General features: G+C 61.0%; 35 protein-coding genes, 2 other RNA genes and 1 pseudogene. 5 read left to right on the top strand and 33 right to left on the bottom strand.

Annotated features, from left to right (window positions below):
• Positions 1 to 151 precede the first annotated feature (151 nt).
• The 28 genes from ABNP46_RS11035 to ABNP46_RS11170 all read right to left on the bottom strand — a co-directional run bounded on the left by ABNP46_RS11035 (position 152) and on the right by ABNP46_RS11170 (position 17,013).
• Positions 152 to 598 carry a phage virion morphogenesis protein gene (locus ABNP46_RS11035; RefSeq protein WP_349917725.1) on the bottom strand — a complete coding sequence of 149 codons (447 nt, stop codon included), beginning with the start codon at positions 596 to 598 and terminating at the stop codon, positions 152 to 154.
• Positions 598 to 804: a hypothetical protein gene (locus tag ABNP46_RS11040; protein ID WP_349917728.1), complete on the bottom strand. Its 207-nt coding sequence runs from the start codon at positions 802 to 804 to the stop codon at positions 598 to 600. The genes ABNP46_RS11035 and ABNP46_RS11040 overlap by 1 nt, the downstream gene beginning before the upstream one ends.
• Entirely contained in the window at positions 801 to 2,276 is a 1,476-nt protein-coding gene (locus ABNP46_RS11045; RefSeq protein ID WP_349917729.1) for a phage head morphogenesis protein, read from the bottom strand. Before ABNP46_RS11045 ends, ABNP46_RS11040 begins: the two co-directional genes overlap by 4 nt.
• Positions 2,276 to 3,847 carry a DUF935 domain-containing protein gene (locus tag ABNP46_RS11050; protein WP_349917732.1) on the bottom strand — a complete coding sequence of 524 codons (1,572 nt, stop codon included), beginning with the start codon at positions 3,845 to 3,847 and terminating at the stop codon, positions 2,276 to 2,278. Before ABNP46_RS11050 ends, ABNP46_RS11045 begins: the two co-directional genes overlap by 1 nt.
• Entirely contained in the window at positions 3,847 to 5,391 is a 1,545-nt protein-coding gene (locus ABNP46_RS11055) for a hypothetical protein (protein WP_349917734.1), read from the bottom strand. The genes ABNP46_RS11050 and ABNP46_RS11055 overlap by 1 nt, the downstream gene beginning before the upstream one ends.
• The gene (locus tag ABNP46_RS11060) at positions 5,391 to 5,966 is read right to left on the bottom strand and encodes a DUF3486 family protein (RefSeq protein ID WP_349917737.1); all 576 of its coding nucleotides are present in this window, start codon (positions 5,964 to 5,966) and stop codon (positions 5,391 to 5,393) included. Before ABNP46_RS11060 ends, ABNP46_RS11055 begins: the two co-directional genes overlap by 1 nt.
• Positions 5,967 to 5,968: 2 nt before the next feature.
• Positions 5,969 to 6,265: a VpaChn25_0724 family phage protein gene (locus ABNP46_RS11065; protein ID WP_042008320.1), complete on the bottom strand. Its 297-nt coding sequence runs from the start codon at positions 6,263 to 6,265 to the stop codon at positions 5,969 to 5,971.
• Complete coding sequence (locus ABNP46_RS11070) at positions 6,262 to 6,576, bottom strand: DUF2730 family protein (protein WP_171283028.1); 315 nt, start codon at positions 6,574 to 6,576, stop codon at positions 6,262 to 6,264. Before ABNP46_RS11070 ends, ABNP46_RS11065 begins: the two co-directional genes overlap by 4 nt.
• Positions 6,557 to 6,784 (bottom strand): TraR/DksA family transcriptional regulator, encoded by a 228-nt coding sequence (locus tag ABNP46_RS11075; protein ID WP_349917739.1) that lies wholly within the window; start codon positions 6,782 to 6,784, stop codon positions 6,557 to 6,559. The genes ABNP46_RS11070 and ABNP46_RS11075 overlap by 20 nt, the downstream gene beginning before the upstream one ends.
• Positions 6,785 to 6,805: 21 nt before the next feature.
• The gene (locus tag ABNP46_RS11080; RefSeq protein WP_349917740.1) at positions 6,806 to 7,027 is read right to left on the bottom strand and encodes a hypothetical protein; all 222 of its coding nucleotides are present in this window, start codon (positions 7,025 to 7,027) and stop codon (positions 6,806 to 6,808) included.
• Positions 7,020 to 7,334 (bottom strand): hypothetical protein, encoded by a 315-nt coding sequence (locus ABNP46_RS11085; RefSeq protein ID WP_349917742.1) that lies wholly within the window; start codon positions 7,332 to 7,334, stop codon positions 7,020 to 7,022. The genes ABNP46_RS11080 and ABNP46_RS11085 overlap by 8 nt, the downstream gene beginning before the upstream one ends.
• Entirely contained in the window at positions 7,331 to 7,915 is a 585-nt protein-coding gene (locus ABNP46_RS11090; protein WP_349917744.1) for a glycoside hydrolase family 108 protein, read from the bottom strand. Before ABNP46_RS11090 ends, ABNP46_RS11085 begins: the two co-directional genes overlap by 4 nt.
• 137 nt (positions 7,916 to 8,052) lie before the next feature.
• Positions 8,053 to 8,913: a toll/interleukin-1 receptor domain-containing protein gene (locus ABNP46_RS11095; RefSeq protein ID WP_349917746.1), complete on the bottom strand. Its 861-nt coding sequence runs from the start codon at positions 8,911 to 8,913 to the stop codon at positions 8,053 to 8,055.
• Positions 8,914 to 9,038: 125 nt separating this feature from the next.
• Positions 9,039 to 9,632, bottom strand: coding sequence for a hypothetical protein (locus ABNP46_RS11100; RefSeq protein ID WP_349917748.1), 594 nt, complete (start codon positions 9,630 to 9,632; stop codon positions 9,039 to 9,041).
• A gap of 254 nt (positions 9,633 to 9,886) precedes the next feature.
• Complete coding sequence (locus ABNP46_RS11105; RefSeq protein ID WP_349917751.1) at positions 9,887 to 10,321, bottom strand: Mor transcription activator family protein; 435 nt, start codon at positions 10,319 to 10,321, stop codon at positions 9,887 to 9,889.
• Positions 10,314 to 10,907: a gp16 family protein gene (locus ABNP46_RS11110; protein ID WP_349917753.1), complete on the bottom strand. Its 594-nt coding sequence runs from the start codon at positions 10,905 to 10,907 to the stop codon at positions 10,314 to 10,316. Before ABNP46_RS11110 ends, ABNP46_RS11105 begins: the two co-directional genes overlap by 8 nt.
• Positions 10,904 to 11,071 (bottom strand): hypothetical protein, encoded by a 168-nt coding sequence (locus ABNP46_RS11115; RefSeq protein WP_349917756.1) that lies wholly within the window; start codon positions 11,069 to 11,071, stop codon positions 10,904 to 10,906. Before ABNP46_RS11115 ends, ABNP46_RS11110 begins: the two co-directional genes overlap by 4 nt.
• Positions 11,058 to 11,288 (bottom strand): hypothetical protein, encoded by a 231-nt coding sequence (locus tag ABNP46_RS11120; RefSeq protein ID WP_349917757.1) that lies wholly within the window; start codon positions 11,286 to 11,288, stop codon positions 11,058 to 11,060. Before ABNP46_RS11120 ends, ABNP46_RS11115 begins: the two co-directional genes overlap by 14 nt.
• 40 nt (positions 11,289 to 11,328) lie before the next feature.
• Positions 11,329 to 11,392, bottom strand: an RNA gene (locus ABNP46_RS11125) — hammerhead ribozyme type II.
• A complete protein-coding gene (locus ABNP46_RS11130; protein WP_349917758.1) occupies positions 11,391 to 11,603 on the bottom strand; it encodes a hypothetical protein in 213 nt (70 codons plus the stop codon). The genes ABNP46_RS11125 and ABNP46_RS11130 overlap by 2 nt, the downstream gene beginning before the upstream one ends.
• 5 nt (positions 11,604 to 11,608) lie before the next feature.
• An RNA gene (locus tag ABNP46_RS11135) (hammerhead ribozyme type II) lies at positions 11,609 to 11,678 on the bottom strand.
• A 4-nt stretch (positions 11,679 to 11,682) separates the two neighbouring features.
• A complete protein-coding gene (locus tag ABNP46_RS11140) occupies positions 11,683 to 11,880 on the bottom strand; it encodes a hypothetical protein (RefSeq protein ID WP_349917760.1) in 198 nt (65 codons plus the stop codon).
• A gap of 14 nt (positions 11,881 to 11,894) precedes the next feature.
• Positions 11,895 to 12,515, bottom strand: coding sequence for a DUF3164 family protein (locus ABNP46_RS11145; RefSeq protein WP_349917762.1), 621 nt, complete (start codon positions 12,513 to 12,515; stop codon positions 11,895 to 11,897).
• Between the two features lie 41 nt (positions 12,516 to 12,556).
• Positions 12,557 to 12,787, bottom strand: coding sequence for a hypothetical protein (locus ABNP46_RS11150; protein WP_323939601.1), 231 nt, complete (start codon positions 12,785 to 12,787; stop codon positions 12,557 to 12,559).
• Between the two features lie 56 nt (positions 12,788 to 12,843).
• A complete protein-coding gene (locus tag ABNP46_RS11155) occupies positions 12,844 to 13,404 on the bottom strand; it encodes a transcriptional regulator (protein WP_349917764.1) in 561 nt (186 codons plus the stop codon).
• Entirely contained in the window at positions 13,388 to 13,990 is a 603-nt protein-coding gene (locus ABNP46_RS11160) for a hypothetical protein (protein ID WP_349917767.1), read from the bottom strand. Before ABNP46_RS11160 ends, ABNP46_RS11155 begins: the two co-directional genes overlap by 17 nt.
• A 45-nt stretch (positions 13,991 to 14,035) precedes the next feature.
• Complete coding sequence (locus ABNP46_RS11165) at positions 14,036 to 14,758, bottom strand: ATP-binding protein (protein ID WP_349917769.1); 723 nt, start codon at positions 14,756 to 14,758, stop codon at positions 14,036 to 14,038.
• Positions 14,759 to 14,799: 41 nt separating this feature from the next.
• Positions 14,800 to 17,013: a DNA-binding protein gene (locus ABNP46_RS11170; RefSeq protein WP_349917772.1), complete on the bottom strand. Its 2,214-nt coding sequence runs from the start codon at positions 17,011 to 17,013 to the stop codon at positions 14,800 to 14,802.
• A 443-nt stretch (positions 17,014 to 17,456) separates the two neighbouring features.
• Here ABNP46_RS11170 and ABNP46_RS11175 point away from each other — a divergent pair, with 443 nt between their 5' ends.
• Positions 17,457 to 18,140, top strand: coding sequence for a helix-turn-helix transcriptional regulator (locus ABNP46_RS11175; RefSeq protein ID WP_332502132.1), 684 nt, complete (start codon positions 17,457 to 17,459; stop codon positions 18,138 to 18,140).
• A 254-nt stretch (positions 18,141 to 18,394) separates the two neighbouring features.
• Here ABNP46_RS11175 and ABNP46_RS11180 read toward each other — a convergent pair.
• The 5 genes and pseudogenes from ABNP46_RS11180 to fadI form a co-directional block, all read right to left on the bottom strand.
• Positions 18,395 to 18,727: pseudogene (locus ABNP46_RS11180) on the bottom strand (AEC family transporter); the annotation flags it as partial.
• Positions 18,728 to 18,735: 8 nt separating this feature from the next.
• Positions 18,736 to 19,293, bottom strand: coding sequence for a YaeQ family protein (locus ABNP46_RS11185; RefSeq protein ID WP_349917774.1), 558 nt, complete (start codon positions 19,291 to 19,293; stop codon positions 18,736 to 18,738).
• A 186-nt stretch (positions 19,294 to 19,479) separates the two neighbouring features.
• Positions 19,480 to 19,620 carry a TIGR02808 family protein gene (locus ABNP46_RS11190; protein WP_083443334.1) on the bottom strand — a complete coding sequence of 47 codons (141 nt, stop codon included), beginning with the start codon at positions 19,618 to 19,620 and terminating at the stop codon, positions 19,480 to 19,482.
• A gap of 271 nt (positions 19,621 to 19,891) precedes the next feature.
• Positions 19,892 to 22,039 (bottom strand): fatty acid oxidation complex subunit alpha FadJ, encoded by a 2,148-nt coding sequence (gene fadJ / locus ABNP46_RS11195; RefSeq protein ID WP_349917776.1) that lies wholly within the window; start codon positions 22,037 to 22,039, stop codon positions 19,892 to 19,894.
• Between the two features lie 14 nt (positions 22,040 to 22,053).
• Positions 22,054 to 23,364: an acetyl-CoA C-acyltransferase FadI gene (fadI, locus tag ABNP46_RS11200; protein WP_349917777.1), complete on the bottom strand. Its 1,311-nt coding sequence runs from the start codon at positions 23,362 to 23,364 to the stop codon at positions 22,054 to 22,056.
• Positions 23,365 to 23,546: 182 nt separating this feature from the next.
• Here fadI and ABNP46_RS11205 point away from each other — a divergent pair, with 182 nt between their 5' ends.
• From ABNP46_RS11205 to ABNP46_RS11220, 4 genes are read left to right on the top strand one after another with little or no spacing between them, the layout of a single operon-like run.
• Positions 23,547 to 24,497 carry an AAA family ATPase gene (locus tag ABNP46_RS11205; RefSeq protein ID WP_349917780.1) on the top strand — a complete coding sequence of 317 codons (951 nt, stop codon included), beginning with the start codon at positions 23,547 to 23,549 and terminating at the stop codon, positions 24,495 to 24,497.
• 40 nt (positions 24,498 to 24,537) lie between these two features.
• Complete coding sequence (locus ABNP46_RS11210; RefSeq protein ID WP_349917782.1) at positions 24,538 to 25,434, top strand: DUF58 domain-containing protein; 897 nt, start codon at positions 24,538 to 24,540, stop codon at positions 25,432 to 25,434.
• Positions 25,419 to 25,952: a DUF4381 domain-containing protein gene (locus ABNP46_RS11215; RefSeq protein ID WP_349917783.1), complete on the top strand. Its 534-nt coding sequence runs from the start codon at positions 25,419 to 25,421 to the stop codon at positions 25,950 to 25,952. Before ABNP46_RS11210 ends, ABNP46_RS11215 begins: the two co-directional genes overlap by 16 nt.
• Positions 25,949 to 26,917: a VWA domain-containing protein gene (locus ABNP46_RS11220; protein WP_349917785.1), complete on the top strand. Its 969-nt coding sequence runs from the start codon at positions 25,949 to 25,951 to the stop codon at positions 26,915 to 26,917. The genes ABNP46_RS11215 and ABNP46_RS11220 overlap by 4 nt, the downstream gene beginning before the upstream one ends.
• Positions 26,918 to 26,932 lie beyond the last annotated feature (15 nt).

Genomic DNA, 26,932 nt, shown 5'->3' on the forward strand with positions numbered 1-26,932 from the left:
GGGAGCGAGAAGGGGCGTCGGGTTTATGGTGGGTTACTGCAACAACAGGGGGTGGTGCTGTTTAACGGTGTTTAAACGCGGTTTTGCAGTGCGGGAAACGGACGGGCCATGCCATCGCACCGGCCCTCCCCCTGTAAACGCGCTCAGAGGCTTAGGGCGCGCCCGCCGTCAGATAGCCTTCCAGGGTCTCCAGCACGCTCTGCTGGTCTGCTTCCGACAGCCCCAGATAGGGGCGCTCGGGCAGGTTGATCTCGGGGCGGCCAAACTGGTGGGCCGCGCCATATTCAAGCGGGGTACCGAAGTAGAGAGTCTGGGGGTCGGCTTGGTAGTTGAGGGTATCGCGCAGATCGTCGTTGAGGCGCAGCACCTCGTCGGCATGGCGCGGTTTGCGGGCGCGGTAGTTATCCGAGAGCGGGGTCCAGGCCTCCCCTTCCGGGGTCTCCTGAGCATCCCAGCGATCCCGGTGGGAGAGCGCCAACCCCTCGCCGATATCCGCCAGCGGTTCGCTGAGATCACCTGAGCGCCGATAGAGCTGGTCGAGCAGTTGATAGGCATCGACCACCCCATGGTGGCTGATGGCGATAAAGCTGCCCGCCATCAGTGCTTATCCTCAAAGGTGGTCATAAAGTGCAAGGCCTCCGCATCGGCGGCAAGCATGGCGGCTTCCCACAAGTCAGCCAGCAGCTCAGCCTCATGCTCCGTCGCTTGTTCACACAAGGCATCAAGGGCCTTGGCTTGCGCCAAGGTAAAAGCACCTTCAGTCTCCAGTAACTGGCTGGCTTGTTCCAGCAAGGTCCCTCTCATGGCTTATCTCCTTTGGTAGCCACTGCTGTGGCCCGTTCTATCATGTCTTTCACTCGTTTTGCCAATTCGGGAAAGTGTAGTGCCATTTCTTCACCTGCTAGCACCCAGGCAGCAAAGGCCTCGGCGGCGGCCTCCATTCTGGTCTTGCCTGCGTACTCCGTCAGCAGACCGACTCCAGTCAGATCCGGTTCACCGGCCCAGAAGTGAACCTGATGGCCCAGCTCGTGCAACCAGGTAGAGAGCCGCTGCGCAGATTCCCCCTGCTTGCCGCCGACGTTGGCCGATACGCTCCAGTGACGTCGCAGGGTCTCGCCGCTGGTGCCTCGCGGCAGCCATTGGCGCGGACCGCTGTTGTGCCTGGCATCGGCCACCACCTCGGCCGCCGCTGCCCGTACCGCCTGCATATCCACCGTTTTGAACGTATCACCCGCCTTGACCTTGATAACCAGGTGATCCCAACTCTTGGCGGTGAAGCCATTGGTCATATTGGCCCGGCGTGAGTGATACAGGGTACGTACCAGGTAAGCATCTTTACCAAGATATTCCGCGATGGCCGGCGCCACCTTGAGCCCGGCTGCCCCCTTCCCCATCTCGGTCTGCTTGATAAACAGCGTCTTAACCGGGTGTGCCTTGAGGAAGGCTGCCAGCGGTTCTCGCTGTGGAGCCGGCAGTTGGGCCAGCAGATCGCTGAGTCCCTGGGCCGTCACCCCTTTGGCGCTGGAATAGGCGCTCTCCACCATGCGCTCGGGCAGACGCTCGGCCAGCGCGGGTTTGGCGGACTCCCGCTTGGCCATGACCTCGGTCAGGGAGGCCGGCGTCTGCGGCAGGTAGTCAAATCCTGGGTCGATGCCACGGGGGATCCGGTGTATCTCCCCGGTCGCCTTGTCCACCCACTCATAGTCACCATCGTCTGGCGCCTGGCCCACCGTCAGGCCGCGCCCCTTGAGGTCCGCCTCGGAGAGCAGGAACTTCTTGCACTTGCAGCCATAGCCGTTGCTGGGGCTGTGGGTACCCCACCAGGGATGGTCCACCGGCAGCACCAGGTTGTTCCATTTGAGGTGCAGTTCCCTGGGGTGCTCCGAGTTCCCGTGGCGATAGAGGGCATAAGGGCGCTTGTGCTTGATACGCTCTATTTGCTCCTCGCGGCCAGCGTTGTAGCTCTGGCGCAGGTTGGTCTCGAAGATCACCTGGGAGCGCCACGACGCCGGGCCGGTATGCGCCCAGCCGTGGCGGGCTACGATGTCCTGGAACGCCTTCTGAAAGGACCCGAGCGACTGCCCTTCGCTTATCGCCTTGTCCACCGCCCCGCGCAGATCGGCCAGCAAGTCCGTCTTGGTCGCCCCCGCCACCATAAAGGCGCGGTTATGGGCGTCCCGCCACACATCGGCCCAACGCTCGCTCGGCATATCGAGCTTCTGGCGAAAGAAGGCGATCGCCTCGGCAAAGGGGAGCGAGCCATAACGAACGGGCATCAGTTACCCTCCTCCATCTCCAGCATCCCGAGCAGTTCACTGGCGGCGATGGCCTGGGCCAGCAAGGTACCCAGTTCGTCATGACTGAGGTTGGGCTCCAGTGCCAGCAAGCCATCCCGGATCTCCTCCAGGGTAGTGGCCTGCATGACCAGTGCCTGAACGGCGTCGGTCATGCCCGCCAGCAAGGGGGCCACCTCGGCCTGCAGCCGGGCCAGCTGGGCGTCGTTGTTATCGCCCTGGGTGGGGTGCTTTGCTGCCAGCACCGCCAAGCCCTGCGCCTTGAGCGCTGCCTCTCCTGACCCCACCTGCTTGTCGACGATGACCAGCACCTCCTCGCCATCCTTGGGGACCGGGATCTGCAGCTTGTCCCGCACCCACTGCGCCGGGATCTGCATTCCCATCCCCACCAGGGCGCGCAGCGGATAGGCCAGATCGCGCATGTCCTCCGGCTCGGTCACGTCGAACTCCAGCCGGGGAGCCCGGCGCGGGCCCTGGAAGCTCTTGCCGTTCAAGGCAAACAGCGGATAGACCAGATCCCGGGTCAGGGTCGCGGCCAGTTGGCGGAGATCTGCGTCCCGCACCTCCTGGCGCACCTCGTTATGGACATTGCCGAGCGCATTGGTCGAGCTCTTGCCGTCGGCCTGGCTGGTAAGGGTACCGCCTAGGACGGCCTTGCTGATGGAGCGCTCGCACCAGTCCATCATCACCACGAAGGGGTCGGCCTGGCCGCTGGCGGCGTTCTGGAACTCGATCTCCATCCCCCTGGGGATGATGCCGCCGGCGTTGTGGCCGATGGAGAGCACCGCCTGCAGCAGAGTCGCCTTCTCCTTCTCGGTGGCTCCTTCCGGGTATTTGCCGAGGCGCACCGGCAGACCGTAGATCTCCAGAAACTCGGCCAAGTCCCGAACGCTGTAGTTCTTGAACAGGAAGGGCCAGATCAGGGTGCGGATAAGACCGGTGCGGGCGAGATACCCCGATTTGGATTTGGCTTTGTGAACCAACCAGCCGAACGGATTGAGGCCTGCCCCCTCCTTGCTGCCGTCTCGCAGTCGCAGCTGGTTCCAGTCATCCGGGTGGGTCTGGAACCAGGCGGGATCGCGCCAGATGATGCCCTTGGGGAGCTGCAGCCCCTCCACCAATTCCCAGCCGCTGAACTCCTGGGCACTGAACCCCTTGAGCACCGCATCGGTGGCGTCAAAAATGGCATCGTCCAGCCAGGTGAAGTCCTCCAGCAGCTCGCGGATCATGTCGCTGTCGCGCTTCTCGGCCGCGCTGGCGTTGCGCGGCGGCTCTATGGTCCAGCTCACCCCGAGCAGGGCGCGCCTGCGCTTGCCGAGCTCGCTCTGCAGGTGGGCATCCTTCTCCTCCATGTCCTCGGCCAGTTCGCACTGGGCGATGAGGCTCCCCTCCTCCGCCTCTTTGAGCGCGGCGGCCGCCTTGCCTGGGGTGAGCCCCACCGTCGGGTGCTCACTGTAGTGGCGACGCAACTGGGCCAGCTTGGCGTCGTTCTCCGTCTGCGGCTCCTTCTGCAGGCGCAGCGAGTTGCCATGAATATCAATCAGTTCAGCCATTACCAGCCCCCTCGTTCAAATTGGTGGTAGTCGTCGTGCCGCCCTTCGCCCCGCTTGCCTGGCAAGGGAGTGAACTCGATGGCGCCACCTTCCATCCAACTGGCCCGCACCGCCATGGCCAGCGCCACCGCAAAGTCGCCATGACGCTGCTGGCCGCCCTGACCGGTGTTCTTGCCCTTGTCGATCTTGGGGATGCCGTTGATGACCTGGATCTTGCCGAGATCGTCCTGCACGTCCGCATGGCGTGGGATCACCAGGTTGTCATCCTCCAGCTCGGCCTTGAGCTTGGGCATCCACTCCCGATACCAGGGGTCGCTCAGCATCACGCACTCGATCATGCTGGCGCCCCAACGCAGCCGGGCGGCCTCCGCCAGATAGCCGCCGTTGCCGGTGGCATCGAAGGCCGCCGCCGTGAAGCGGTGCAGCCCCTGCAGCAGGTAAAACAGGATCTGGCGCTGGGTCTCATAGGGGGCGTTGACCAGCTCCACTACGAAGGGCACCCGTTTGCGTAGGTTGGCTGCGATGGAGAGCGGGACGAACACCGAGAGATCCCCCTTGCGGGCGAAGTCCTCGCCGAGCACGTGGCGGCAGGTGCGATCGAGTGCCTCCAGGCAGGGCTTGAGGTGCTCCTCGCACCAGAGCTCCGCCACCGCCTTGCGGGTCTCCTCGCTCTGGAGCTCGAAATCCTTGGGCGCAGTGAAGCGCAGGATGGGGATATCCGGCTGCATGGCCCGCTCGATCAGGGTGCGCTTGATATAGACGCCGCTGCTCTGCTTGGGCACGCAGAAATACTCCTCCAGCGCGTCCTCTTCGGTGGCGGTGTCCTTGAGCAAGCCCGCCTTCCAGGCGTCCTCTGCGTCTTGTGACCAAGGCATACCCTTGACCTGGCAGATGCGTTGGTAGAGCCCCTGCCGACAAGCGTCGTCCAGGGTGATGGTGTGAATGGAGTAGCGTTTCTTGCCGGCGCGGCTGTCGCCGATCAGCTGGTTGAACAGGTTGTCGACGCCGTTGTGGGTGCTGATTAAACGCACCCTGGCCCCCCACATGGTGAGCGCCAGCGCGGCCTTGAGCACCTCGGCCAGCCGGTCGTGGAAGGCTGCCTCGTCGATGGTCACATTGCCCTGCATCCCCCGCAGGTTGGAAGGATTGCTGGAAAGCGCCTGCACCTTGAAGCCCGAGGCGAAATAGACCACGAAAGTCAGGATCGCCTTGTCCTCGTCGTCGGTGAACACCTCCTCCAGGATCTCGCCGGCCGCCTTGTTGAACGCCTTGGCCCACATGGCCACGGCGTCGATAAACTCGCGCGCCATCTCCTTGTTGCTGCCCACGTAGAAGTGGTGACCACCGCCGGCGTTCTTGGCCTTGGAGGCAGTGAGGGTCGCGTCGGCCGCTTCCGCCCAGGTGATGCCGGTTCGGCGGCTCTTCTCGGCGATCTTGAGCGGGCTCTCGTCGGCTATCCAAATCTTCTGGTACGGCAGCAGTACCTCATCGGGGTTGTATTCGGTACCGAGGGCCTGAGCTAACTGCTGAGCGATCGTGGTCATCAGGCGATCCCCAGGATTTCACGACGAATGGCCGCCGCGGCTTCACCACTCAGCCCGGCCTGGGTGACGATGACCTCGGTCTTGGCGGCCACCTCCTCGGCGAACGCCTGACGGATCTCCTTCTCCCGCTTGTGGCTCTGCATGGCGGTGGATTCGAGGCGCTGTGCCGCCAGCATGGCGTTTTTCAGCATGTCGATATCCACCGCCTCCTCCGGGTTCTGCACCTGGGCCAGCATCGCCTTGAACAACTGGGAGCGGCCGAGTTCCAGGATGAGCTTGGTGGTCTCCCCCATCGGCTTGTTACCGAGCTGGGAGGTGAGCGCCGCCGTGGTCTCCCGCAGGTCGCGCAGGTGCTGACCCACCTGCTCCACCTGACTGGCGTGACGACTGAGACCCGAGCGGGAGAGCTTGAGATCGTCCGGCAGCCCCGCCTCCTCGATGAGGCCGTTGATCTCATCCAGGATGGCGGCCTGGCTGTTGGCTTTGTCGCGCAGCAGCTCGTTGAGGGCGTTGCGGATAGACTCGGGCAGCAGCCACACCTTGCTGGCACGACCCCGGGTCGGTTTCTCGGCCATGGTCAATCCTCCGCCCTGGGCTTCTTGACGCCAGGCACCGAGGCGCGCCCCTCGGCCGCGTCCTGACCCCGGCCGGTGAGGTGAGCCACCTGCACCTGGGCGAGGCGCTCGATACGCACCAGCCCCTGCTCTTCCAACCAGGCCAGCAGGGTCTTGACCCGATCCCGGGTCACCCGGCCGGTGCCCAGCTGGTCCAGGCAATCGTTGAGGATCGACTCGTTGGCCGCACCGCCGATATCGAGCAGGGAGCGCAAGATCACCAGGCGTTGCTGGGCGTCCAATATTCCTTGAATGCTCATGCCTTCTCCTTCTGTACCGATGCCAGCTCGTTCTCCAGCAGCATGTCGGCTAGCCGGCGCGCCTGGCGCAGCTCCGGCTTGACCTCCCGCAGCTCGCCGCGCAGCTCGCTTATCTCCAGCTGCAGCTTGTGCAGCTCCTTCTCACTCGGCAGATCGGCCAGCACCTGCTCTACTCGCTGCACCCGCTGTACCAGGGCGGTGAGATCCTCCCGTTTGGCGTAGGTCTTGGAGAGCAAGATGATGACCACCAGCCCCACCAGACTGGCCAGGGCGTACAGCGGCCCCCAGTTCTTAACGATGAATTCCCACACGGACAGCCTCCTTGCGCTCGAATAGGGTCTGGCACTCGATACAGCGCGGTGCGTCCGGCTCGGCCTTGAGCCGAGCCGCCGGGATGGGCTCATCGCAATCGCAGCAGATGCCATCACCGATGGGTTTTGCTCGCGCCCGATGGGCTGCAATAAGGCGCCCGGTTCGCTCGGCGTCGAGCTGCTGGGCGCGGTCTATGGGATCGCTCAAAGCCGTCTCCTTGCGAACCGGTTATTTGATGATGTGAGTCGCCTTGAGGCGGCCCCAGATAGCCAGCAAGCCGCCCACCGCACTGGCCACATCAATAGCAGTAGTGGCGATCGTGCTCTGGGTCTGGGCATCCACGTCGATGCCGAACAGGCCGGCGATACCGGCCCCCACGGCGATGACGCCGCCGATCACGGTGCGGCTCCTGAGTGCCGGCTTTGCTTGAGGTAACAGGGAATCAGGCATGATGGTTTTCCTTCTCTTGGGGTTGGGAACGACGGGCACGGGCCCGCAGGCGATCCAACTCGGTCACCGACTGCCACCCCTTGGCAAACAGGGATTGGCGGGTGGCGTGATGGCTGTAAAGCGGGATCGCCTGTGGGTCGGTGCTGGTCAGTGGGTCGGCCAGCCAGGCCTTGAGATGGGCATGGCGCCCATCCTTGAAACAGACCAGATAGCGGGGGTTCTTGAGCTCGGGGATGCCGAAGTAACCGGCCACCTGGATCCGCTGCTGCGCCCGCTGGCGCTTGTTGGTGAGGCTGGCGCTGCTCATGGCGCCACCTCTTCGAACTGGGGGAGCAGGTAGCTCTGCAGACGCAGCAGGCGGTTGATCCAGCCCCAGGCGTTGACCCACTGGCTCGGGTCTTTGCGCACGATGCCGAGCAGAAAACTGGCTCGGACCTCCAGCAGGGCAAGCAGCAGGGCGCGGCCACCGTCCCGGCCTGTCTTGGCGGCCAGCACCCGCAGGGTCTGAGAGCCCAGCACCCCGTCGGCCATGATGCCGAGTGCCTGCTGCAGCTGACGCACCGAGCGGCCTGGGCCGTGATGCACTGCCCCGTCGAACAGAGCAATGGCGATCAACGGGCAGACGCTCTCGACCCGATCGCAGCGAGCGGGCAACCAGTAGTTGGCTCGATAGAAGGGCCCGGCATGAGCAGGAGTAAGGGCCGAGATGGCGATATCCGGCTGACCGTCCCGATCGAGATCGGTCATGCCATCTTTCTTGCCATCGGCAGCATCGGCGATGCCGTACTTGGTGTGACCACCCCGGTCGGCCGGATGGTTGACTTCGTCCCCTTCCACATCGGGACGAAGCAACCAGGTGAGTGCAATAGGAAAGGTGTCAGGCAACATAAAAGGCCTCTCGATGAACTGCGTTATCGCAGCGTACCGAGGGGCCTTAATGGGGCGGGTTTATGGTAGGTTACTTGAAATACAAAAGCCTAACGCTTGAGCTAATGCTATGGGACAGCTAAAACGAATGATTCTGTTCACACTGTACCGATAACTTCCATCAACTGATCTGCGATTTCTTCAATGCTGCTCAGAGAAGAGTTAATTGCAACCTTGTCGGCAAGAGTTGGACTAAAGCGAATGACTTCTGATTTCGATACCTTGTGCCAAATTGGAAGTATTACTTTATGACCATCCATTTCGCGGGCGACCATTCCATCCAACTCATACTGAGGCCAGTTTTTCACAAAGAAAGCTCCTGACAGAACTACAATCCCATATCTGGAACGAGCCAACCCCTGATCGATTTTACGCCTAAGACTATCGCCCACTTTAAGCGTTGATTCGTCATACCAGACACGAACATCACGCCCTGAGAGCTCCTCTGCCAGCGGACGAACAAAATCATCTTTATCTTCACTGGCATGGGATATGAAAACGTCAAACTCAACATCTGAAGCCTGATGCTCAGATACTCTTTCGACTTCACGTACAATCTCTTTCTGAAGAACCAATTCTTGAGTAATAAGCCGCTGATGCCTTAGAGCTTCACTCTCTCGGCGTCGCTGTGCTTGTTCTACACGGCGACGTTCAGCCCCTTGCTCGCGCAGAAGGTCAGCCTGGGCCTTCATCAACTGATTGTTTTTATCGGCAACTCTTCTTGATATATTTGCCTTCTTACCCTGTATCCTTGCAATCTCATCGGAACAACGCTGAATATCCTTCAATTTGCTTTGAATCGTGGATGCGCTGGTTGTCTTTGTTATCGACGACTGAATCTGAAGAATTCTTTTCGACTTATCATTTTCTGCTTTAGTTTCTTGCGTAAGTTTACGCTGCAAGTCGGCAAGTTCCCTTTGAAGTTGCCCAATTCTTGATATCAGAGTACTGACAGACACTCGACTCTCTCCAAATGAATATAATGTTTGACATGATAGGAAGGCGCGGTGGGGTAACCCTCAGTGGCACATTCGCCTGAGAGAAGGGTTAGATCTTCGTTTCTTAGTTTTTTGTGTTACGCGCCTTAGGTCAATGCATAGAATCGAGCCAGTAACTCACCCTGCTGGTCCGCGACGCGCTGGAAAAAACGCTGCCCCTCGGGGCTGAGTTTGTATTCACCCTCATCTGCTTCTACATACCCTATAGTCTGCAGCGTAGTAAGCAACTTTTCGATCTCGCGAGTTAATGTCAAGATTAGCACTGGCGGATGCTTTGGCTGCTCTGTACCCGTACTCATGGCCCCTATAATGCGGTGAGCAATGTTCTCGAGCCTAACAGGGGTTGTTGACTGTAATAAGTTCAGCCCAACAAGGTCTGCAAATGAGTTGTTTAACTCACGTGCAGCACGATCGATTGCTTGCAATTTTTCTGGTGACACATCCGACGGCTGGGACTGAGCCAACAGGGCTCTTTCTTTCGCAAGCTCCTTGGCTGTTCCAGAGATTTGTACCTCCTGGCCCATTACACCCAACTTCAACATTTCGGCGGTTCCTAACCGCTCACTGAATTGCCTAAGGATTCGCTCAATGTTGGGGCGAAACAGCAGTACTAGGGTGAATATGACGGAGGGCCACACAAGAACCTTTAGAAATTCGAGAACCAGCTTTGCGATTTCCAACTAGGTCACCCTCTGCAATCTAACCGTTTACCTACGACGGATGTATTCCGCATAGCCTGAATTATTGACCTTTGTTGTAACAAAAAAAATTCAGTGTCTCAATGTGTTATTGGTATTACGGGCCTACGTGCATAACCTCAGAACAACAGTCCTCAACAATTTGATTGAGAGGGTGAGCAGATACATACTATCGGATCGGCATACCGCAACCCTTCGGGCGAAATAGAAAGACCCCGCCAAGGCGGGGTCTTTCGTTACAGTCCAAACAAGTCCGGTTGATGACGTCGCCTCGTCAACTGACGCTGCTCCGCCACCACCGCATAAGTCTGCGGTACCGAGAGGCCATGCTTACGGGCAAGCGCATCGATATTGCGGCCATTGAACTCGTCCCAGATGGCCCGGTCACGCAACGCCGCCTTGAGGTGTTCCCCGGTCGGAATGTAGTAGGCACGCCCACCCATATAGTGGGCCTGCACCAGCGCCAACTTACGGGCCTGGGCCATGGCCTGCTCCGTTGACATACCACTTCGACCCAGTTCACAGGCCAGCACGTCCACCAGCTCGGCCAGCGCCTTGGGCCACTTAGCGGTCAATTCGCTGGTCGGGATCTGATCCAGCCGATCCACCAACTGACCCAGCGATTCGTGGTCCTCGGCGAACAGATCCAGATTCTCCTGGTTGCTATCCATGTTGCACCTCCGCTTGCATCTGCTCGAAGGCCGCCAGCACGGCCTGATAGCCTGCTACCTTCGCCCCGATCCTACTGAGGGGGACGGGCCGTTTGGCTGCCTGCAGCGCCTCGACCATCTCCCGCTTGTGCCAGTTCTTGAGGGACTCCAGCACCGGGTAAGCCAACTCTTCGCTGAGCCAGGCCACCTCGGCCACCCCGATCCCCTTGTTCAGCCGCACCGTCTGACGCTCCACATAGTGATTGAGCGCAGTTTCGCTGCCATCGCGCAGCAGACCGTGGCGATACATGGTGATCCAGACTGCCCGGATCACCCCTATCTCTGCCGTCTTGACCTGGGTCCCACGGGCAGGGCTTAAACGCTTGCTGGTAATCTCTTTAACGGGGCGTTTAACGGTTGGTTTAAAACCCGCCACCTTCATGGCCACCAGCACCTTGTCCAACTCTTGGGGCGTCAGCTCGGCGGCCGAGCGCTTGCCACTCTGCTGGGCCAACAGCTCTCGATAGGTTTCATCGTCCAGCCCCAAAGAGCGGCGGCCCACCTGCACCAACCGGATCAAGCGGGTGCGTTCACTGCTCGTTGTCATGATCCCCTCCCCGCTTTCGCCACCCAGATCTGGCCGGCCGTTACCTCATCCCCGCTGCGCCACTGCGAACAATGGCTGTCCAGCCACTTCTCAGCCTGCGGCTGGCTCAGGGCGCCAAACTTCATCACATAGGCCAGCAAAGCCTGCCAGTTAGACGCGGCCATGGTGGACCTCTGCCGTCCTAGCCTGTTGCAACTCCGCCACCAGTTGCCAGCGCATCTGGCTGGCCTCCCCTGCCAGGGCATGAAAGCCCTGTTGGCGAGCCTCTTTATCAAACTGCTTGAGCTGTCTGCACACAGCCCGTTTGTCAGGGGTCGCCAGTGCAATAGCGGCCGCGCTGAAAATCTTGGTAAGCCGAATATCCATCTCTGTTTTGGTCATCGCCGTGCTCCTTTATCGAGGCGGTGAAGACCTGGGCCCAGGTCGGCTGCTCATCAGTACCCAACCACCACGTTGGGTAGACGGGGAAAGCCCCCGTTTCGCTTACTTGGACAGGCGCTTGCGCGCCTTGTTGACGATGGCGGATAACATGGTCAGCCGGGATTTTTGGCTGGCAGCCTGGCCGTATTGATTGATGAAGTCGATGGCCAGTTGCGCATCATCCAGAGACCGCTGTGGGTTGCTCCTCAGCTGGCATTCCAAGGAGCTCTTGGCATCGGCCACGCTTGTGTTCAAAAGGGCTTTCACGTTTTCCATCCTTCCTCCGGCTGCTCATCAGTACCCGACCACCACGCCGGGCAGACAGGGCGGCAGAGCCACCCTGTTTCGCACTGGCTTATTCTTCAAATTTCAACGGCATCAACCCCTGATACTCCTCCTCATTGAGCGGCATGGGGCCCAGTCCCAGCGCCCACAGCAGGGCGGCCTTGATCCCATCCTCATAGGTGTCGTCGGGGTAGCAAGTGCCCTCTGTCTCGCTGATCTGCTCGCACAGCAGCAGTTGCTCTTCGGCCTGTTCTACGTTGATTTCCATCGCTCACTCCTCCCTTACAACTTCGCCAGATCCAGGCTCATCTGGACGTAACGGCCCTGTCCGTCACGCTCGTAGAGCCGCAGGTATTGGCTGGTGCCGGTCACCTGGATGGCGTCGGCGATCGCCTGCATGGCCTGCTCCCAGTCGGCGTCCTCTATGTTCAGCTGACGCAGGGAGAGCACTTGGTTGACGTCGATGTGTCCCGCCTTGGAAACCCGAAAGGCATGGTCCACCAGGGCCCGCAGCTTGGCGTCGGCGCCATCGCTCCAGCGCGCAATACACTGGTCGATAAGCGTCTTGGCAGCCTGGATCCGTTCATCAAATTTGCGGTGCTCCCCCACCGCCCGAATGAGCTTGTAACGGCCATCGAAGCTGAGCAGAGTGACGTTGCCCTTGGTGCCGCCCCAGGCCACCCCGTATTGCTCGGCCGAGAGGTCCACAAAGTCGGCGATCTGCTGCATGGCGTCGATCTTAAAGGCGGCGAGCAGTGAACGTTGCTCACGGGCCGCCGCGATGATGGCCATCACCACCTCATCGCGCAGCTTGTCCGCCGGAGCGATCAGGTTCTCCGGTACCCAGTGCCCCTGGGCGTTCTGCCGCATCGGGGTGGTGTTGCTGGTCTGTGCTTCTTGCATAAAGCTCTCCTTGATTTATCCCGTTGTTGTTCGGTGGTCGCTTACTGGCGCCAGTGCAATACGCAGCCACCAAAGCGCACCATGGCCACTTCGCTGACCACGCCGGCCAGGTATTCGCGGCCCCATACCGCCCGCCGGGTCATCTCCGGCGGCAAGGGCCCGGTCACCATCAGCAGCGGGGTATGGCGAACCTGGCCGGTGCGTACCTTGCACCCGTTTGCCGTCAGCCAGAGGCGCAGCTGGTCAGCGGTGTTCTGCAGATTTCTGTTCATCCCGTTCTCCTTGTGATCTCGTCACTGGGCCCACAGCACAACCCGAGCCCGCTGGTTTACTGGCCGTGCTTCTCCACCTTGTCGAGCAGCCGGTTGTACTTGATGCCCATGATCTTGAGCTCCTCCGCCAGCAGTTCGGCCAGAATGCGCAAGCTACTGCTTGCGTTTTCACCATCGCTTTTTGCCTGGCGGCGCAATCTGGACAGGGTGGCATCAGCGTCATAACGAACGTTTTTGTCCCCTCCTCGGCCACCCTGTCCGACGGCGAGCCGCATTGGCCGACGCAGTTGCTGGTCCTCGCTGAGCTGGCTATGGGGGCAGCCGCTGTGACAGGCCTTCCAGAGCTTGATATCCATCGGCCTGGTCCCGACCTCATCCGCCTTTCTGCGCTGATGGGCCAGACACTGATGCACCGGGATTTCCCCCAGGATGGGACACATCACCTTGTGGCCCATCAGGTTCCCTTCCACCAACTTCTGCACCCGCGCCAGATCCCCTGGGTACTTCTCGTTGCAGACCTGGCTGATCAAGGTTCGGGACAGACCGAGCTTCTCGGCTACCACGGCCAACGAACTGGCCTCCACTTCGGCCTGCAATACCTCAAGCCACGTTTCCATGCTCATCCCCCTCCACCAGGAACGGATAAAGCCGCTTCTGGTTTTGATCCCAACAACCATTGGCCCGACAGATAGGGGAATGGCGACCGGTATCCCTGACCAGTTGGAACCGCCCTGTTAAACCTGTTCTCGCTCGCACCGGCAAAAATTTGTCCACCTTGTAGAGGACTTTCACATAACCCGCTTTGACCAGGCTGTTAGTGAAGTGCCAGGCTTGACGCTGGCCTACGTTGGCTGTGAGCATCAAATCTGACAGGGTAAATCGGCTGCTGATCTTCATGGTGTTCCACATCTTCTGCTGATTGGTTTTGCGCTTGCTCCGACATTTGGGCTTTTTCGCACCACTGTTTTTCCCTATTGGCGGAGCCTTGCCCAAAGTGGCCACCTTGAACCAAGCCGGTTTCGTCGCAACACCCGCTGGGTTTTTAATCAGGTGGCCAGAGGAGAGCCAATCTTTCACAACCTTGTAAATGTGGGGCTCTGACATACCGGTCACGGCAACCACATCCTTGATGACGAAAGCCTCCTGCTCGCACATCCATTGCCAAGCCCGTGCCGTCATTGGCTCATTGTTTTGATCAACCACTGGTATCCCTCCCGTGCTTTGTTCTTGTTTCGACCTTGCGAATACCTAGCGGCTGCGGCGCACGTCGTGCAGCAACTCGCTGGCGTCGACATCCTCCAGCCGGATAATCCGGGCGTCTGAGGCCATGGCCAGCTTCTCGATCTTGTCCAACGCGGAGACGATGGTGCGCACCACCCCGTTGGAGCGCTTGCGGATGAGATCCAGCAGGGCGTCGTCGATATCCACGTCCACCTCCAACATCTCGCTGGCAATCAGTGACACGTCTTCCAGGTCAGCGGGCTTGAACTCAATCCATTGGGATATGCGGTTGAACAGTTGCTTGCGTTGGCTGATGCGGCGGGCGATCTCCTCCATCCCCACCAGGATCAGGGGCTGCTCGGTGGCGTCATAGATGTCACGCAGGGTCTCCATGATGCGGGCATTGCCAACCACGTAATCCGCCTCATCCACGAAGATGGCCAACTCTTCGGCCCGCACCGCCTCCACGATGCTATCGACCTGCCCCCGCAAGTTATGGCGCTGGGGAATACCAATCTCCTTGGCAATCTGCTCCAGCAAACTGGTCACGGTGTCGGCCTTGTAGCAGCGCACATAGATGCCGTTTACTTCGTCCTGGTTGAACAGCCACTCCACGGCGGTGGTCTTACCAAAACCGCTGGGGCCATGGATAAGCCCGATGCCTGGCACGATGCTGGAGCGATTGAGCAGGTTATCGAGCAACTGCTCGGTCTTGATCATGTTTTTGACTTCGACGATCTTGTGTTTCATAGTCTTTGTGTCCTTATGTCCGTGGTTTACAGGGCCGCTCGTTAACCTTTTGCCTGGGTGTTGCGAGTGGCCCTGATCTCGTCCAGATGGCGGTAAATCCGTTTCGCCATCAACTTGTGGCTATAGAGGTACTTGGTCAGCCACTCCTTCTCCCGCTCGCCAAGCGGGGCATCCAACTCTTTCTCGGCCAAATAAATAGCCTGCTCATACTCGGTCTTGAGCGCCCTGGACTCCTGCCCGGCCATAGCCTGGGCACGGGCCGCCTTCTCTTCACGCCTGGCTTCTATCGCAGCCAGCTCGGCGGCGCTGAAACTACGTTCAACGGGTTGCAACACCACACCGCTCAAGGCTGCCAGAGCACTGTTGTTGAGGCTCTCGTCTGGTTGGCGGAACAGCAGGGTGTCCTTGGCTTGATCGACAAAGTGGGTAACCACGTCCTGATGGAGCTGGTCGATACCAAAGGTCTTGGCGAGGCTTCTCATCTCACGGCGGAAACTCCCCAGTGCCTTGGCATCGGCCTTTTTGGCGGCGCGGAATGCATCCGGGCTCACTCCGTTGCCCAGCAAGTCGAGATTTACCGCCTCGATCCGCTCGTTCCAGTCACCGGTGCGGTACAAGATGGCTCGGCCCACATCGCAAGGATCGAGGAACACGCTAACCCGCTGGCTCTTCCAGTTGTGCTCCAAGAGCTCTGGCGCGCTGTACTTAAGGCCGCCTGCCTTGATAAAGCCCTTCGAGACGGTGGCCTCACCGATATGGTTGAGCAGCAGATCCAGCGCGGAATCATCGCTAATGGCCCTGCGCTGGTAACGGGCGTTTTGGTACTTCTCGTTGGGGGTCACACCTAAGGAACTGTGCTTGCGGTTGTGGTAACGAGCATCCAGCCAGTTATCGAGCAGGGTCTGCAGCTCGGCTGCCGTCATGGCCAGCTCGAAGAGCTCCTTCGCAGTGTCAGGCTTGCGCTTTTCCTCCAAACGTTCGGCAAAGCTCTTGCGCGCCTCGATCACCTGGCGATCAGCCACGCAGTGCCCGATATAAGAGGGCAACAGTTCAATCAGACCGTGGCTCAGGGTGCGGAAGAAGCGCTCGATGTGTGGCTTTTCCCACCCCGAATAGGCGTTGGAGCGGCTGACGTTCATCCCCAACAGGGTGCAAATGGACATGACCCGTTGGCTCACATAGTCGGAACCATTGTCGGTTCGCATCACGCCGTTCTCGTTGAGGGTGCCCCAGGCCAGCAGGGTCTTGCGCAGCAGCAAGCAGATCCCCTCGCTCGATGAGCTCTTGGCCACCAGCAGGCGTACCCGACGGGTAAACACATCGATCACCGCAATGATGCTGTGACGACCGTCCACCAGCATGGCGTCGACCGGGGTGCTGTCGAACTCCCAGACGTCATTGGGCTGGGCCATCCAGGGGTACATCTCTTCGATCGCGCTGCGATATTTGTTGTTGTAAGCATCCGGGTTGGTGGCATAGGTGAAGGCCACCTTGTTCTCCGCCAGCCATTTGACCAACCAGCGACGCAAGGAGGATTGACTGGGGATGTGCCAACCTAGCTGGTTCATATCGCTGTATTGGTTGGCAAGCTCGTGCAGAGCGCCCCATTTGTTAGCCAGATGCGGTTTGGCGGTAACTAGGGCGGTGAGGAACTGGACAAGCTCGGGGCTCTGTTCCACAGTCGATGGCCGTTCCCGCTGGTAGTTGCCAGCCAGAGCTGCCGGGCCTTCATCAGCCAACGCGCCCTGCCAGCGGCGCAGCGTGATAAGGCTGAACGGCTTTTGCCTTTCATAGACATTGGAGGGTAAAGAAAGCGTACGGGTACGGTATGCCTCGATGAAGGCGCGGCGACCCACCTCCCCTTGCTGGCAGGCCTGATACGGAGCCAGGTATATATCGGCGGCCTGCAGGATCAGCAACCTGGCATCGACTTTCTTGCGCGCGCCTTCTCCCAGTGTCAGCAGCTTGCGACCAGCATCCGGCTTGAGCTGTACCTCTGACGCCAGCAATTTGGCCATCGCCGTGCCGCCGGCTGCATGATCGGTCACGGCCTGACCTTGCTCTGCCACGGCTTGTTCTGCCAGATACCGACGGGTTTCTACTGGCAGGGAGCTGATGTGATACTCCGCCCCCTTGCCATCTGCGCATTTGCGCGAGTTGAACTGCTCAGACTTTGCACGATACCTGACCCCCTGTACCGTGCTGGGCATTCCCGGCAAGCTGACAAGATCCATGGATGTGAACCACTCTTTCATTTGCCTTCTCCATACAGAGCAACGCCAAGGGTTTCACTCAGTCCAGCCATGATCCTTGATGAAACAGTGCCATCGGCGGGCTGACGGTGCTTGCAAGGGGCATAAGTGTGAATACACTCCTGTACGGTGCGGGGTTTGAAACCACGTTCAATGGCCCAGTTCCTGACGGAGTAACCACGCTTTCTAAGCTCTCCGTAGATGTGATTGGCTGTACTTATGCTCATGGGATCACCGTGATACAATTTGAGAAATCTTTCGCGCATTGCGCGAACAATTGAGAGTATTGATCAACTCAAAAACTCTTGCAATGGAAAGATTCACTCTTTTCTTTTCGTAAATTCACTCATTTGAGCCTTTTCGTTTTAGGCCTTTTATATCAATGAGTTAAACAATGGAAAGTGCTCATAACAAAAGAAAGCGCGCTTTCCTTCTTGAGGGACTTTATGGAAAGTGAATTCAAGAACAGGCTTGAATCGATTATCGGGACGGAAAGCGCGCGCTCATTTGCGTTGAGAGCTGGGATGGCAGACACCACTTTGCGCCAGTATCTGAATGGCCGTTCTGAGCCAAACATGAGTCAGCTGATCAAGATTGCGGATACTGCTGGGGTCAGAATTGACTGGCTGGCCACAGGGCGTGGTGCAAAGGAAGATGTGCAGGACGAACGCCTCAACCCGGATGGGTTGGATAAGGCGCAGTTCGATGAGGAATACGCACTAATCGATGGTTATCACATTGCCGTCAGTGCAGGCCATGGCGCGTTCAACGATGAACATGAAGTTAAACGCAAACTGGCTTTTCGCCGTAAGTGGCTAAAGTTCCGTCAGCTCAACCCGGATAACCTGGCAGTCGTGTTCGCCAAAGGCGACAGCATGGAGCCAACCATTCACTCTGGCGACTCCATCCTGGTTGATATGAGCCGTAACCAGATCCAGGATGGCGGTCTGTTCGTGCTACGCCTTGGCGATGAGCTCTATGCCAAACGGCTGCAGAAACGGGTTGATGGCGGTGTGAACATCATCAGTGATAACAAGACGGGGTATGAGACGCTTGCCGTACTACCCGACGAACTAAGCGCGCTGAGCATCATCGGCAAGGTAGTTTGGTTGGGGCATGACTTTTTCTAAGTCAGCGCACTCTATCTGAGGTTTAAACCCTTCATTAAACCTCTGCTGGTGATTAAAACGAAAAAGCAGGCGACAAGCCTGTTTTTCATTTTCTGCGTATCAATGGCTAAGATCCTGAGCCATTTTTCATTTTGGTGTCTTGCGCACCTATCCCCTACCGATCGCCCTCCAAGCCTTGTCAGGCGTGAATTTGTCCCGCGAGATCCCACTTGCTTTCGGCTGCTCCCGGTTTTTTCATTCTCAGTGGTCGGGTACAGCACCATCAGGGGGATGCCGAGATTGCCCGTGTTGCGGAACATGGCGGGCAGGATCAGCGCCGCCCGCTCCATCTCCCTGGGCCTTATCAGGGAGAGCAGCAGGCCGGGCAGCAGGATCACCAGGATGCCGGCGGCGATGAGGGGCAGATGATCCCCAAGCGCCAGGGGGTATTTCACCAGCGCCGAGAACACCAGCGCCGGGGAGAAGAGTTCGATGTTGGCGCGATTGATGTAGCCGAGCTCGGCTCCCCCACGCAACCGGCCATAGAGGGCCCCGAGGCCCACCACGGCAAACACCGGAATGACGATATCGAGCAGGGTCACGAACATGGAACGGCCTAGATCTCCCGGGCGGGTTTGCCCATCAGCACAATGGGATCGAGGGTCACTTCCTGCTGGCCGTTGCTCACCCAGAGCTGACCGTCCGAGATGGTGCAGGTCAGCGCCATGGTGCGCTCGACCATGGCGGTGAGCGGCAGGGTCTGGCTGTCGGAGAGTTCAATGATGCTCAGGTTGTCATGCTGGCTGAGCTTGCCCTGATTCTGCTTCCACCAGACGCTGGTGCCACGGCCGCCGTAGAGGTAGAGCACCACCTGGCGGGAGCGATTGCAGGCTTTCTTGAGCCGTTTCTCATCGGGCTGGCCCAGCTCGATCCAGAGTTCAATCTCGTCGGAATAGTTCTTCAGCCAGAGTTCTGGCTCGTCGTCCGCCGACAACCCCTTGGTGAACTCCAGCCGCTCGGCGGCGTGCCAGGCGAAGGCCGCCAGGCGGATCATCATGCGCTCGTCGGTCTCGGAGGGGTGACGGGCCAGGGTGAGGGAGAAATCCTGATACTGATGGCGGTCCATGTCGGACAGACTGAGTTGCGCCTTGAATACGGTTGCCTTGAGAGCCATAGAAACCTTGAATACCTTGAAGTGGAATACGCGCCGAAAAACTGCGCGCCAGTGTACTCAATATTGACGCAGGGTTCGACCGCCAGGCCGAAGATTTGCCCGGGAGGGCGCAGATAAGTGCTTAAAAGATGAGAAAAACAAATGCCAGCCCGAAGGCTGGCATTTGGCGGTATGAACCGGACTGGCTCATTTCTCGGCGGACTTGACCCCGAAGAGGTTGAGCAGCACGCAGCAGGTCACGGCGACGGCTACAAATCCGCTCAGGAAGATAAAAGGCATGGCCCCGTATCCCAATATGTTCCAGATGGTTTGTTCAAGCAGACTCATAATGTGTCCTTCATCCAGTGAAAATGGGTGTCCCTCTTGGTTGCGGGTATGTTCCCGCTCCGATGGGACTATTTGAACTCAAGCGGCCCCCAACGCCTATGCCACCAAAGTAATAAATAGGGGGCTGGTTTGCGCCAGATCAATAATTTCCCCCCCTTTTCCATCCGCAATGGTCCCCCGCTGAACCATAGCCGACTCCGGCGGGATAGCACCAGATGAAAGAGGCGGCCCTGGGCCGCCTATTGCTCATCACGAATGCAGTGCCTTCACATCAATAGAAGCTCTGCCGCTCCGCCGCCATCGCCTTGAGGCGTGCGCAGGGGGCGAAGCGATCCCCGTGGCGCTTCTGATAGTGCTCGAGACGCTCCACCAGATGGGGGATGCCGAGGCTGTCCATGTAGCGGAAGGGGCCACCCAGGAACGGCGGGAAGCCGATGCCGAAGATGGCGCCGATGTCGCCGTCACGGGCCGAGGCCACCACGCCGGCATCCAGGGCCATGGCCGCTTCGTTGAGCATCATCAGCACGCAGCGCTCTGCCATTTCCTGGCGGGCCAGCTTGGGAGAGACCGACACCCCGAGCACGGCGTAGACGCTGTCATCCACCGTCTTTTTGCCCTCCTTGCCGGTGAGCTTGTTGCGCGGCGCGGCCTTGCCATAGAGGTAGAAGCCCTTGCCGTTCTTGCGCCCCTTGCGCTCGTTTTGCAGCAGCTTGTCAAACGCCGCCGGCGCCTGGAACTGCTCGCCGCCGAGCTCTTTTTCGAGGATGGGGGAGATCTTGGCCCCCACGTCGATGCCCACCTCATCCAACAGCTGGATGGGGCCGACCGGGAAGCCGAAGTCAAGCAGGGCGCCGTCCAGCACCTCCACCGGTTCCCCTTCCAGCACCAGCCGGGCCGCCTCGTTCATGTAGGGCGCGAGGATGCGGTTCACGTAGAAACCGGCCTCGTCCTTGACCACGATGGGCGTCTTGCCCTGGGCGCGGGCGAAGGCCAGGGTAGTAGCCACCGTCTCCGGGCTGGTACCGGCGTGGGGGATGATCTCGGCCAGCGGCATCTTGTCCACCGGGCTGAAGTAGTGCAGGCCCACCACACGCTCCGGATGGGCGGCGTTGGCCGCAATCTGGTGGATGGGCAGGGAGGAGGTATTGGAGGCAAACACGGTCTGCTCGCCGCATTCCCGCTCCACGTCCTGCACCATCTGATGCTTCAAGGCGAGATCTTCAAACACCGCCTCCACCACCATGTCGACCCGGTGGAAGCCCGAATAATCCAGGGTGCCGGACAGCATATTCATCTGCTTTTCCAGATCGCTTCGCAAGATCTGACGACGTTTTAGCTTCTTGGACAGCAGATCGTAGCTGTAACGCATGGCATTGCCGATGCCTGCACTATTCACGTCCTTGATCCGCACCGGCACCCCGGCCTTGGTGGCGGTAACAAACGCGATACCGCCCCCCATCAGGCCTCCACCGAGCACGGCAGCCTGGCTGACCTTGCGCGGTGCAGCCCCCTGGTAGGCCACCTCCTTCTTCATCTCGGTGGTGGCGAAGAAAAGGGAGCGCAAAGAGGCAGATTCAGGCGTCATCACCAGCTCGCCGAAGTGGCGAGCCTCAGCGGTGAGGCCGGCCTGCATCCCCTCCTCCACACCGATACGCACCACCTCGAGGATCCGCTCGGGCGCCGGATAGTTGCCACGGGTCTTGCTCATCACCCCCTTGCGGGCTTGATCGAACAACACCTTGCGACCCAGGGCGTTGGTTTCCAGCAACTTGCCCTGCAGATCCCGTTTGAGGGCATGGCGCGGCTTGCCCTTCTTGGCCAGTTTGACGGCGGCCTCCAGCAGGATGGACGGGGGTACCACATCATCCACCAGGCCGAGCTTCTTGGCCTGCTTGGCGCGCACCTGCTTGCCGGTCAGGATGAGATCCAGTGCCTTGGCCACCCCGATGAGGCGTGGCAGGCGCTGGGTACCGCCGGAGCCCGGCAGCAGACCGAGCTGCACTTCCGGCAGGCCCAGCACCGTCTTGCCGTGATCCGTGATGACCCGGCCGTGGCAGGCCAGCGCCAGCTCCAGTCCGCCGCCGAGGCAGGGGCCGTGAATGGCGGCGATCACCGGGATGCCGAGGGCCTCGATCTCGGCGAACACCTGCTGCCCTTCCCGGGCCAGCTGCTGGGCGTCGCTCGCGCTGGTGCAGGCCGCCAGCATGCTGATGTCGGCTCCCGCGATGAAGGAGTCCTTCTTGCCGGAGACCACCACCAGGCCGATCAGATCCTTGTTCGCCTTCACCTCGGCCAACAAGTCCCGGATCTCGCCCGCAAATGAGGCCTTGAGGGTATTCATGCTCTCGCCGGGCACATCCATGGTCAGGATGCCGATGCCGTCCTTGCGAACGGCCAGCGCGAAGGTATTGGTACTCATCTTGTTCGTCTCCATTATTCCACCTCCAGCACCATGGCTGCCCCCAGTCCGCCCGCGGCGCAGGCGGTGTTGAGGGCAAGGCCCCCGCCCCGGCGGCGCAGTTCGTTGAGGGTCTGGGTGATCATGCGTGCCCCGGTCGCGGCGAAGGGATGGCCATAGGCCAGGGAGCCGCCGAGCACGTTGAACTTGTCCATGTCCACCTCGCCAATGGCACTGTCACGACCCAGCTTGTCCCGGGCGAACTCGGCGCTGGCAAACATCTTGAGGTTGGCCAGGGTCTGGGCGGCGAACGCCTCGTGCATGTCGATCAGGGTCAGATCGCCGAGGGTGATGCCGGCGCGGTCCAGTGCCAGCGGGGTGGCGTAGGAGGGGCCCATCAGCATGTCCTGCCACACATTGATGGCGGAGAAGGCGAAGCTGCGGATATAACCGAGCGGCTCCAGCCCCAGCTCCTTCGCCCGTCCCTCGCGCATCAGAAGCACGGCGGCGGCGCCATCGGTGAGCGGGGTGGCGTTGGCGGCGGTGACGGAGCCATGCAGCCGGTCGAATACGGGTTTGAGCTTGGCGTAGCTTGCCAGGTCAGAACTCTCGCGGATGTTGTTGTCCCGCTCAAGGGGCGACTTGTAGGGGGGCACGTGGGCGGTGAACACCTCGTCGCTCAATTTGCCCTCGGCCCACGCCTGCGCCGCCAGGGTATGGGAGCGGTGCGCCAGGGCGTCCTGGGCTTCGCGGCTGATACCGTGACTCTTGGCCATCTGCTCGGCGGTCTGGCCCATGGAGAGACCGGTGGAATACTCGGCCACCGCCGGCGGCACCGGCATCAGATCCTTGATACGCAGCCTGCGCAGGATATTGAAACGTTGCTGGAGGTTTCGGGCCTTGTTCAAGTCCACCAAGGCGCGCGCCAGGGTCTTGCTCACCCCGATGGGCAGCACGGAGGAGGAGTCGGCGCCGCCGGCGATGGCAATGTCGACGCTGCCGGCCACGATGGACTCGGCCACGTTGGCCACCGCCTGGAAACTGGTGGCGCAGGCGCGCGACACGCTATAGGCATCGGTACTGACGCTCATGCCGGTGCCGAGCACGATCTCGCGGGCGATGTTCGGCGCCTCCGGCATCTGCACTACCTGGCCGAATACCAGCTGATCGATGAGCATGGGATCGAGGTCGGTACGGGCGAGCAGCTCGCTCACCACCAGCTTGCCGAGATCCACCGCAGGCACCCCGTGAAAGGCGGTTGCCTGCTTGGCAAAGGGGGTGCGCAGACCCGCCACGACGGCAATCCGTTCGCCCTGGCGCGTCGTCAGTTTCAATGGCTGTTTCATCCTGGCTCCTTGGGTTGAAGGGTAGAGGTCTGACCTCATTGCGCCACATCTTAACAATCCAATCACAACTTTCATACGCCTGATTGAAACTAAATTGTCGCCATCTCGGCCCCCTCCCTCGCCCTCGTCGGGCATCTGGGGTATAAAAAGAGCAACTTCTATTAAAACAACGGCTTCATCTCATGACAGCGACCGGGTTCAGACAACTAAGCGACTATCTTGGCAGCCAGATCCTGGGTCAGGGCCCCCTCATCGAGGGGCTCCTGATCGCCCTGTTATGTGAAGGACATGTGTTGATCGAAGGCGCCCCTGGCCTTGCCAAGACCCGGGCCGTCAAGGCGCTGGCCGGCGCCGTGGAGGGACGCTTTGCCCGCATCCAGTTCACCCCGGATTTGTTGCCCGCCGATCTCACCGGCAGCGAGGTGTTTCACCCCCAGGATGCGAGCTTCGTGTTCCAGCCCGGCCCCCTGTTCAACCATCTGGTGCTGGCAGACGAGATCAACCGGGCGCCCGCCAAGGTGCAATCCGCCCTGCTGGAGGCCATGGCGGAGCACCAGATCACGGTTGGCAAGAAGAGCTGGCGCCTGCCGCCACTCTTCATGGTGGCGGCCACGCAAAATCCGATAGAACAGGAAGGCACCTACCCCCTGCCGGAAGCCCAGCTCGATCGCTTCTTGCTCAAACTCATGGTGGAGTACCCGAGCCCCGCCGTGGAGCTCGCCATCTTGCAGCTCAATGCCCGGGGCGAGCAGGTCGCCTCCCCGCCCCTGACCCTGAGTCAGGCCGATCTGCAACGCGCCCGCACCGAGGTGTTGAATGTTCAGATGCAGGGGCGCCTCGAGCACTACCTGGTGCAGCTGGTCTGCGCCACCCGCCCAGGCAGCGGGCTCTGCCCCGAGCTCGCCCCCCTCATCACGGTCGGCGCCAGCCCCAGGGCCAGCATTGGTCTCGCTCGGGCTGCCCGGGCGCGGGCCTGGCTCGCCGGGCGCGACTTCGTGCTGCCGGAGGATATCCAGCAGCTCGCCCCCGCCGTGCTGCGCCATCGCCTCATCCCGAGTTATCAGGCGCTGGCCGACAACCTCGACAACGAGGCGCTGATCGCACTCCTGCTGGACACCATACCGTGCCCCTGAGCCCCGCTCTCACACCGGATCATCGACAAGGGGGGCGCACATGTCCCTGATCGCCGATACCGATCCCCGCCAGCATCCGGATATCGCCCTGCCGCTGGATCGCTTGCTGGCCATCCGGCTCTGGGCAAGAACGGGCCCCCGGGCCCGCGTCCATCAGGCGAAGCAGGGCCGGATCGGGCGGATGCCGGGCTTGAGTTTTCGCGAACTGCGCGCCTATCAGGCGGGGGACGAGGTGCGCCACATCGATTGGCGGGTGACCGCCCGCCTCGGCCGCCCCTATACCCGTCTCTATGGGGAGGAGCAGGAGCAGGCTCACTGGCTGCTGCTGGATCTCTCCCCGGCCATGTACTTCGGCTCGGGGCCACAGCTCAAAGCCCGCCTGGGTTGCGAGCTCGCCGCCGCCCTGCTCTGGCAGGGGGAAAAACAGGCCAACACCCTGATCTGCCAGGGTGCGCAGAGCCAGATCACCGTCCAGCGCGGCTCGCTCCTGCCCCTGCTGCAAACCCTCTGCCACCAGTACGCGCTGGGGCTGGATCGCGCGCCCTGCCCCCAGTCCCTCGCCCAGACCCTCGCCAGACAAACCCTGCCCCAGGGGGCCAGACTCACCCTCATCGGGGATCACAAACCCTGCGATCCCGCCCTGCGCCAGCAGTTGCAGCGCCTTGGCCAGAGACATGACATTCACTACTGGCAGATCCGGGATCCCCTGGAGGCGACCCTGCCAGAGGCGGGACGGTTGGCGGTGCAGACAGGCAGACATAGCGGCTGGCTCGATGGAAACAGCGTATCTTTCAGGTTGAAATACCAAGCGGCAGCAGAAGGTATCGCAGAGTCAGGACAACAGCAGTTGTTACCTCTGGTGCAGCGCCTCTATCGTCTCGACAACGGCAAACCCCTGCAGCGCCAGTGGCAGGAGGGTGGATGCCGTCTGATCTGATTGCCCCCGAGGGTTCCCCCTCCAGCGCGCCCACGGAGCGACTCGCCGAGATCCAGGCCCAGCTGCGGGACATCCATCCCGGGGCCGCCCTGACCAGCCCTGCGGATCCCCGCCTGCCGGCGCTCGGCTGGTTGGTGATCATCCTGCTGGCCATCTGCCTGATCACGCTACTTGGCAAGACGAGCTGGCACCAGCGCCGCTGGGCTCGCCAGCTGACATGGCAGGGCCCGGACCTCGTCCCCCGCCTGCAAACCACCCTGCGAGCGGCAGCCCTGGCCCGCTGGCCCGAGGCACGGACCCTGCAGGGGGACGCCTGGCTCCGCTGGCTGGATGAGCGGGGAGGCAGCCACTTCCATGCCTTCGCCAGGGAGTGGCCACTGTGGCTCTATGGTCAGGGGGAGCCCGACGCAGAGCAGCGTGCCCAACTGCGCCGCGCTTACCTGCGCTGGGGTCGGCGCTGCGTCAGTGCGCCCCGGATCCCCTTCCTGGCGCGCGCCCCTCGCAGGCGGGCCCCATGATCCTCGCCTGGCCCTGGTTCGCCCTCGCCCTGGTGCTGCCCTTGCTGGTGCGCTTCGGGTTGCCGCCGCTGCTCCCCGGCCGGCGCGGCCTTTCCCACGACGGTTTTCCCCTGCTGCAACCCCAGGCGGGACAACCCCTCTGGCGCATGACCCTGTGCTGGTGCGCCCTGGTGCTGGCCCTGTGCCGCCCCCAGTGGCAGGAGGAGCCCCTCGTCCATTACCAGACCAGCCGGGATCTCATCCTGGCGGTGGATCTCTCGGACAGCATGCGCACCCAGGACATGCTCGACGACGGTGAGCAGCGCGATAGGCTCAGTGCCGTGAAGACGCAGATCCAGGCCCTCATCCGCAGCCGGGAAGGGGATCGCATCGCCCTGGTGGTGTTTGCGGATCACGCTTATCTGCTCTCCCCCCTGACCCAGGATACCCAGGCTCTGCTGACCCTCTCCCGGGAGCTCGACTTTGATCTGGTGGGGCGTACCACCGCCCTCGGGGAGGCCATACAGCTGGCCCGCCAGCATGCCGAACCCGGCCGCTCCACCGCCCTCATACTGGTGACCGATGGCCGCAACACCGCAGGCAATGCGGATCCCCTGACCGAGGCCAGGCACGCCAGCGCCGCGCACATTCGCCTCTACACCCTGGGGGTGGGGGCCGATCCCGGCACCTTCGCCGATGTCCAGTCCCCGGGGAGCCAGGATCCCAGCGCAGAGCTGGATGAGCCCCTGCTGAGGCAGTTGGCCGAACTCGGCCATGGCCGCTATTTTCGGGCCCGCTCCCAGAGCGATCTTTCGGACATCAACCAGGCCATCGACAGCCTGGAGCCCATCACTCGCCCCCGCCTTCTCTATCGCCCGAACCTGGAGCTCTATCCCTGGCCGCTGGCGCTGGCCCTGTTGATGCTGATGTGGCCTGCTCGCCTTCGCTGGCCCTCGCGACAGTCACGGGGCGTCGCCCATGACTAGCCAGATGAAAGGAGT

Source organism: Aeromonas veronii (assembly GCF_040215105.1).
GTDB classification, from domain to species: domain Bacteria; phylum Pseudomonadota; class Gammaproteobacteria; order Enterobacterales; family Aeromonadaceae; genus Aeromonas; species Aeromonas veronii_G.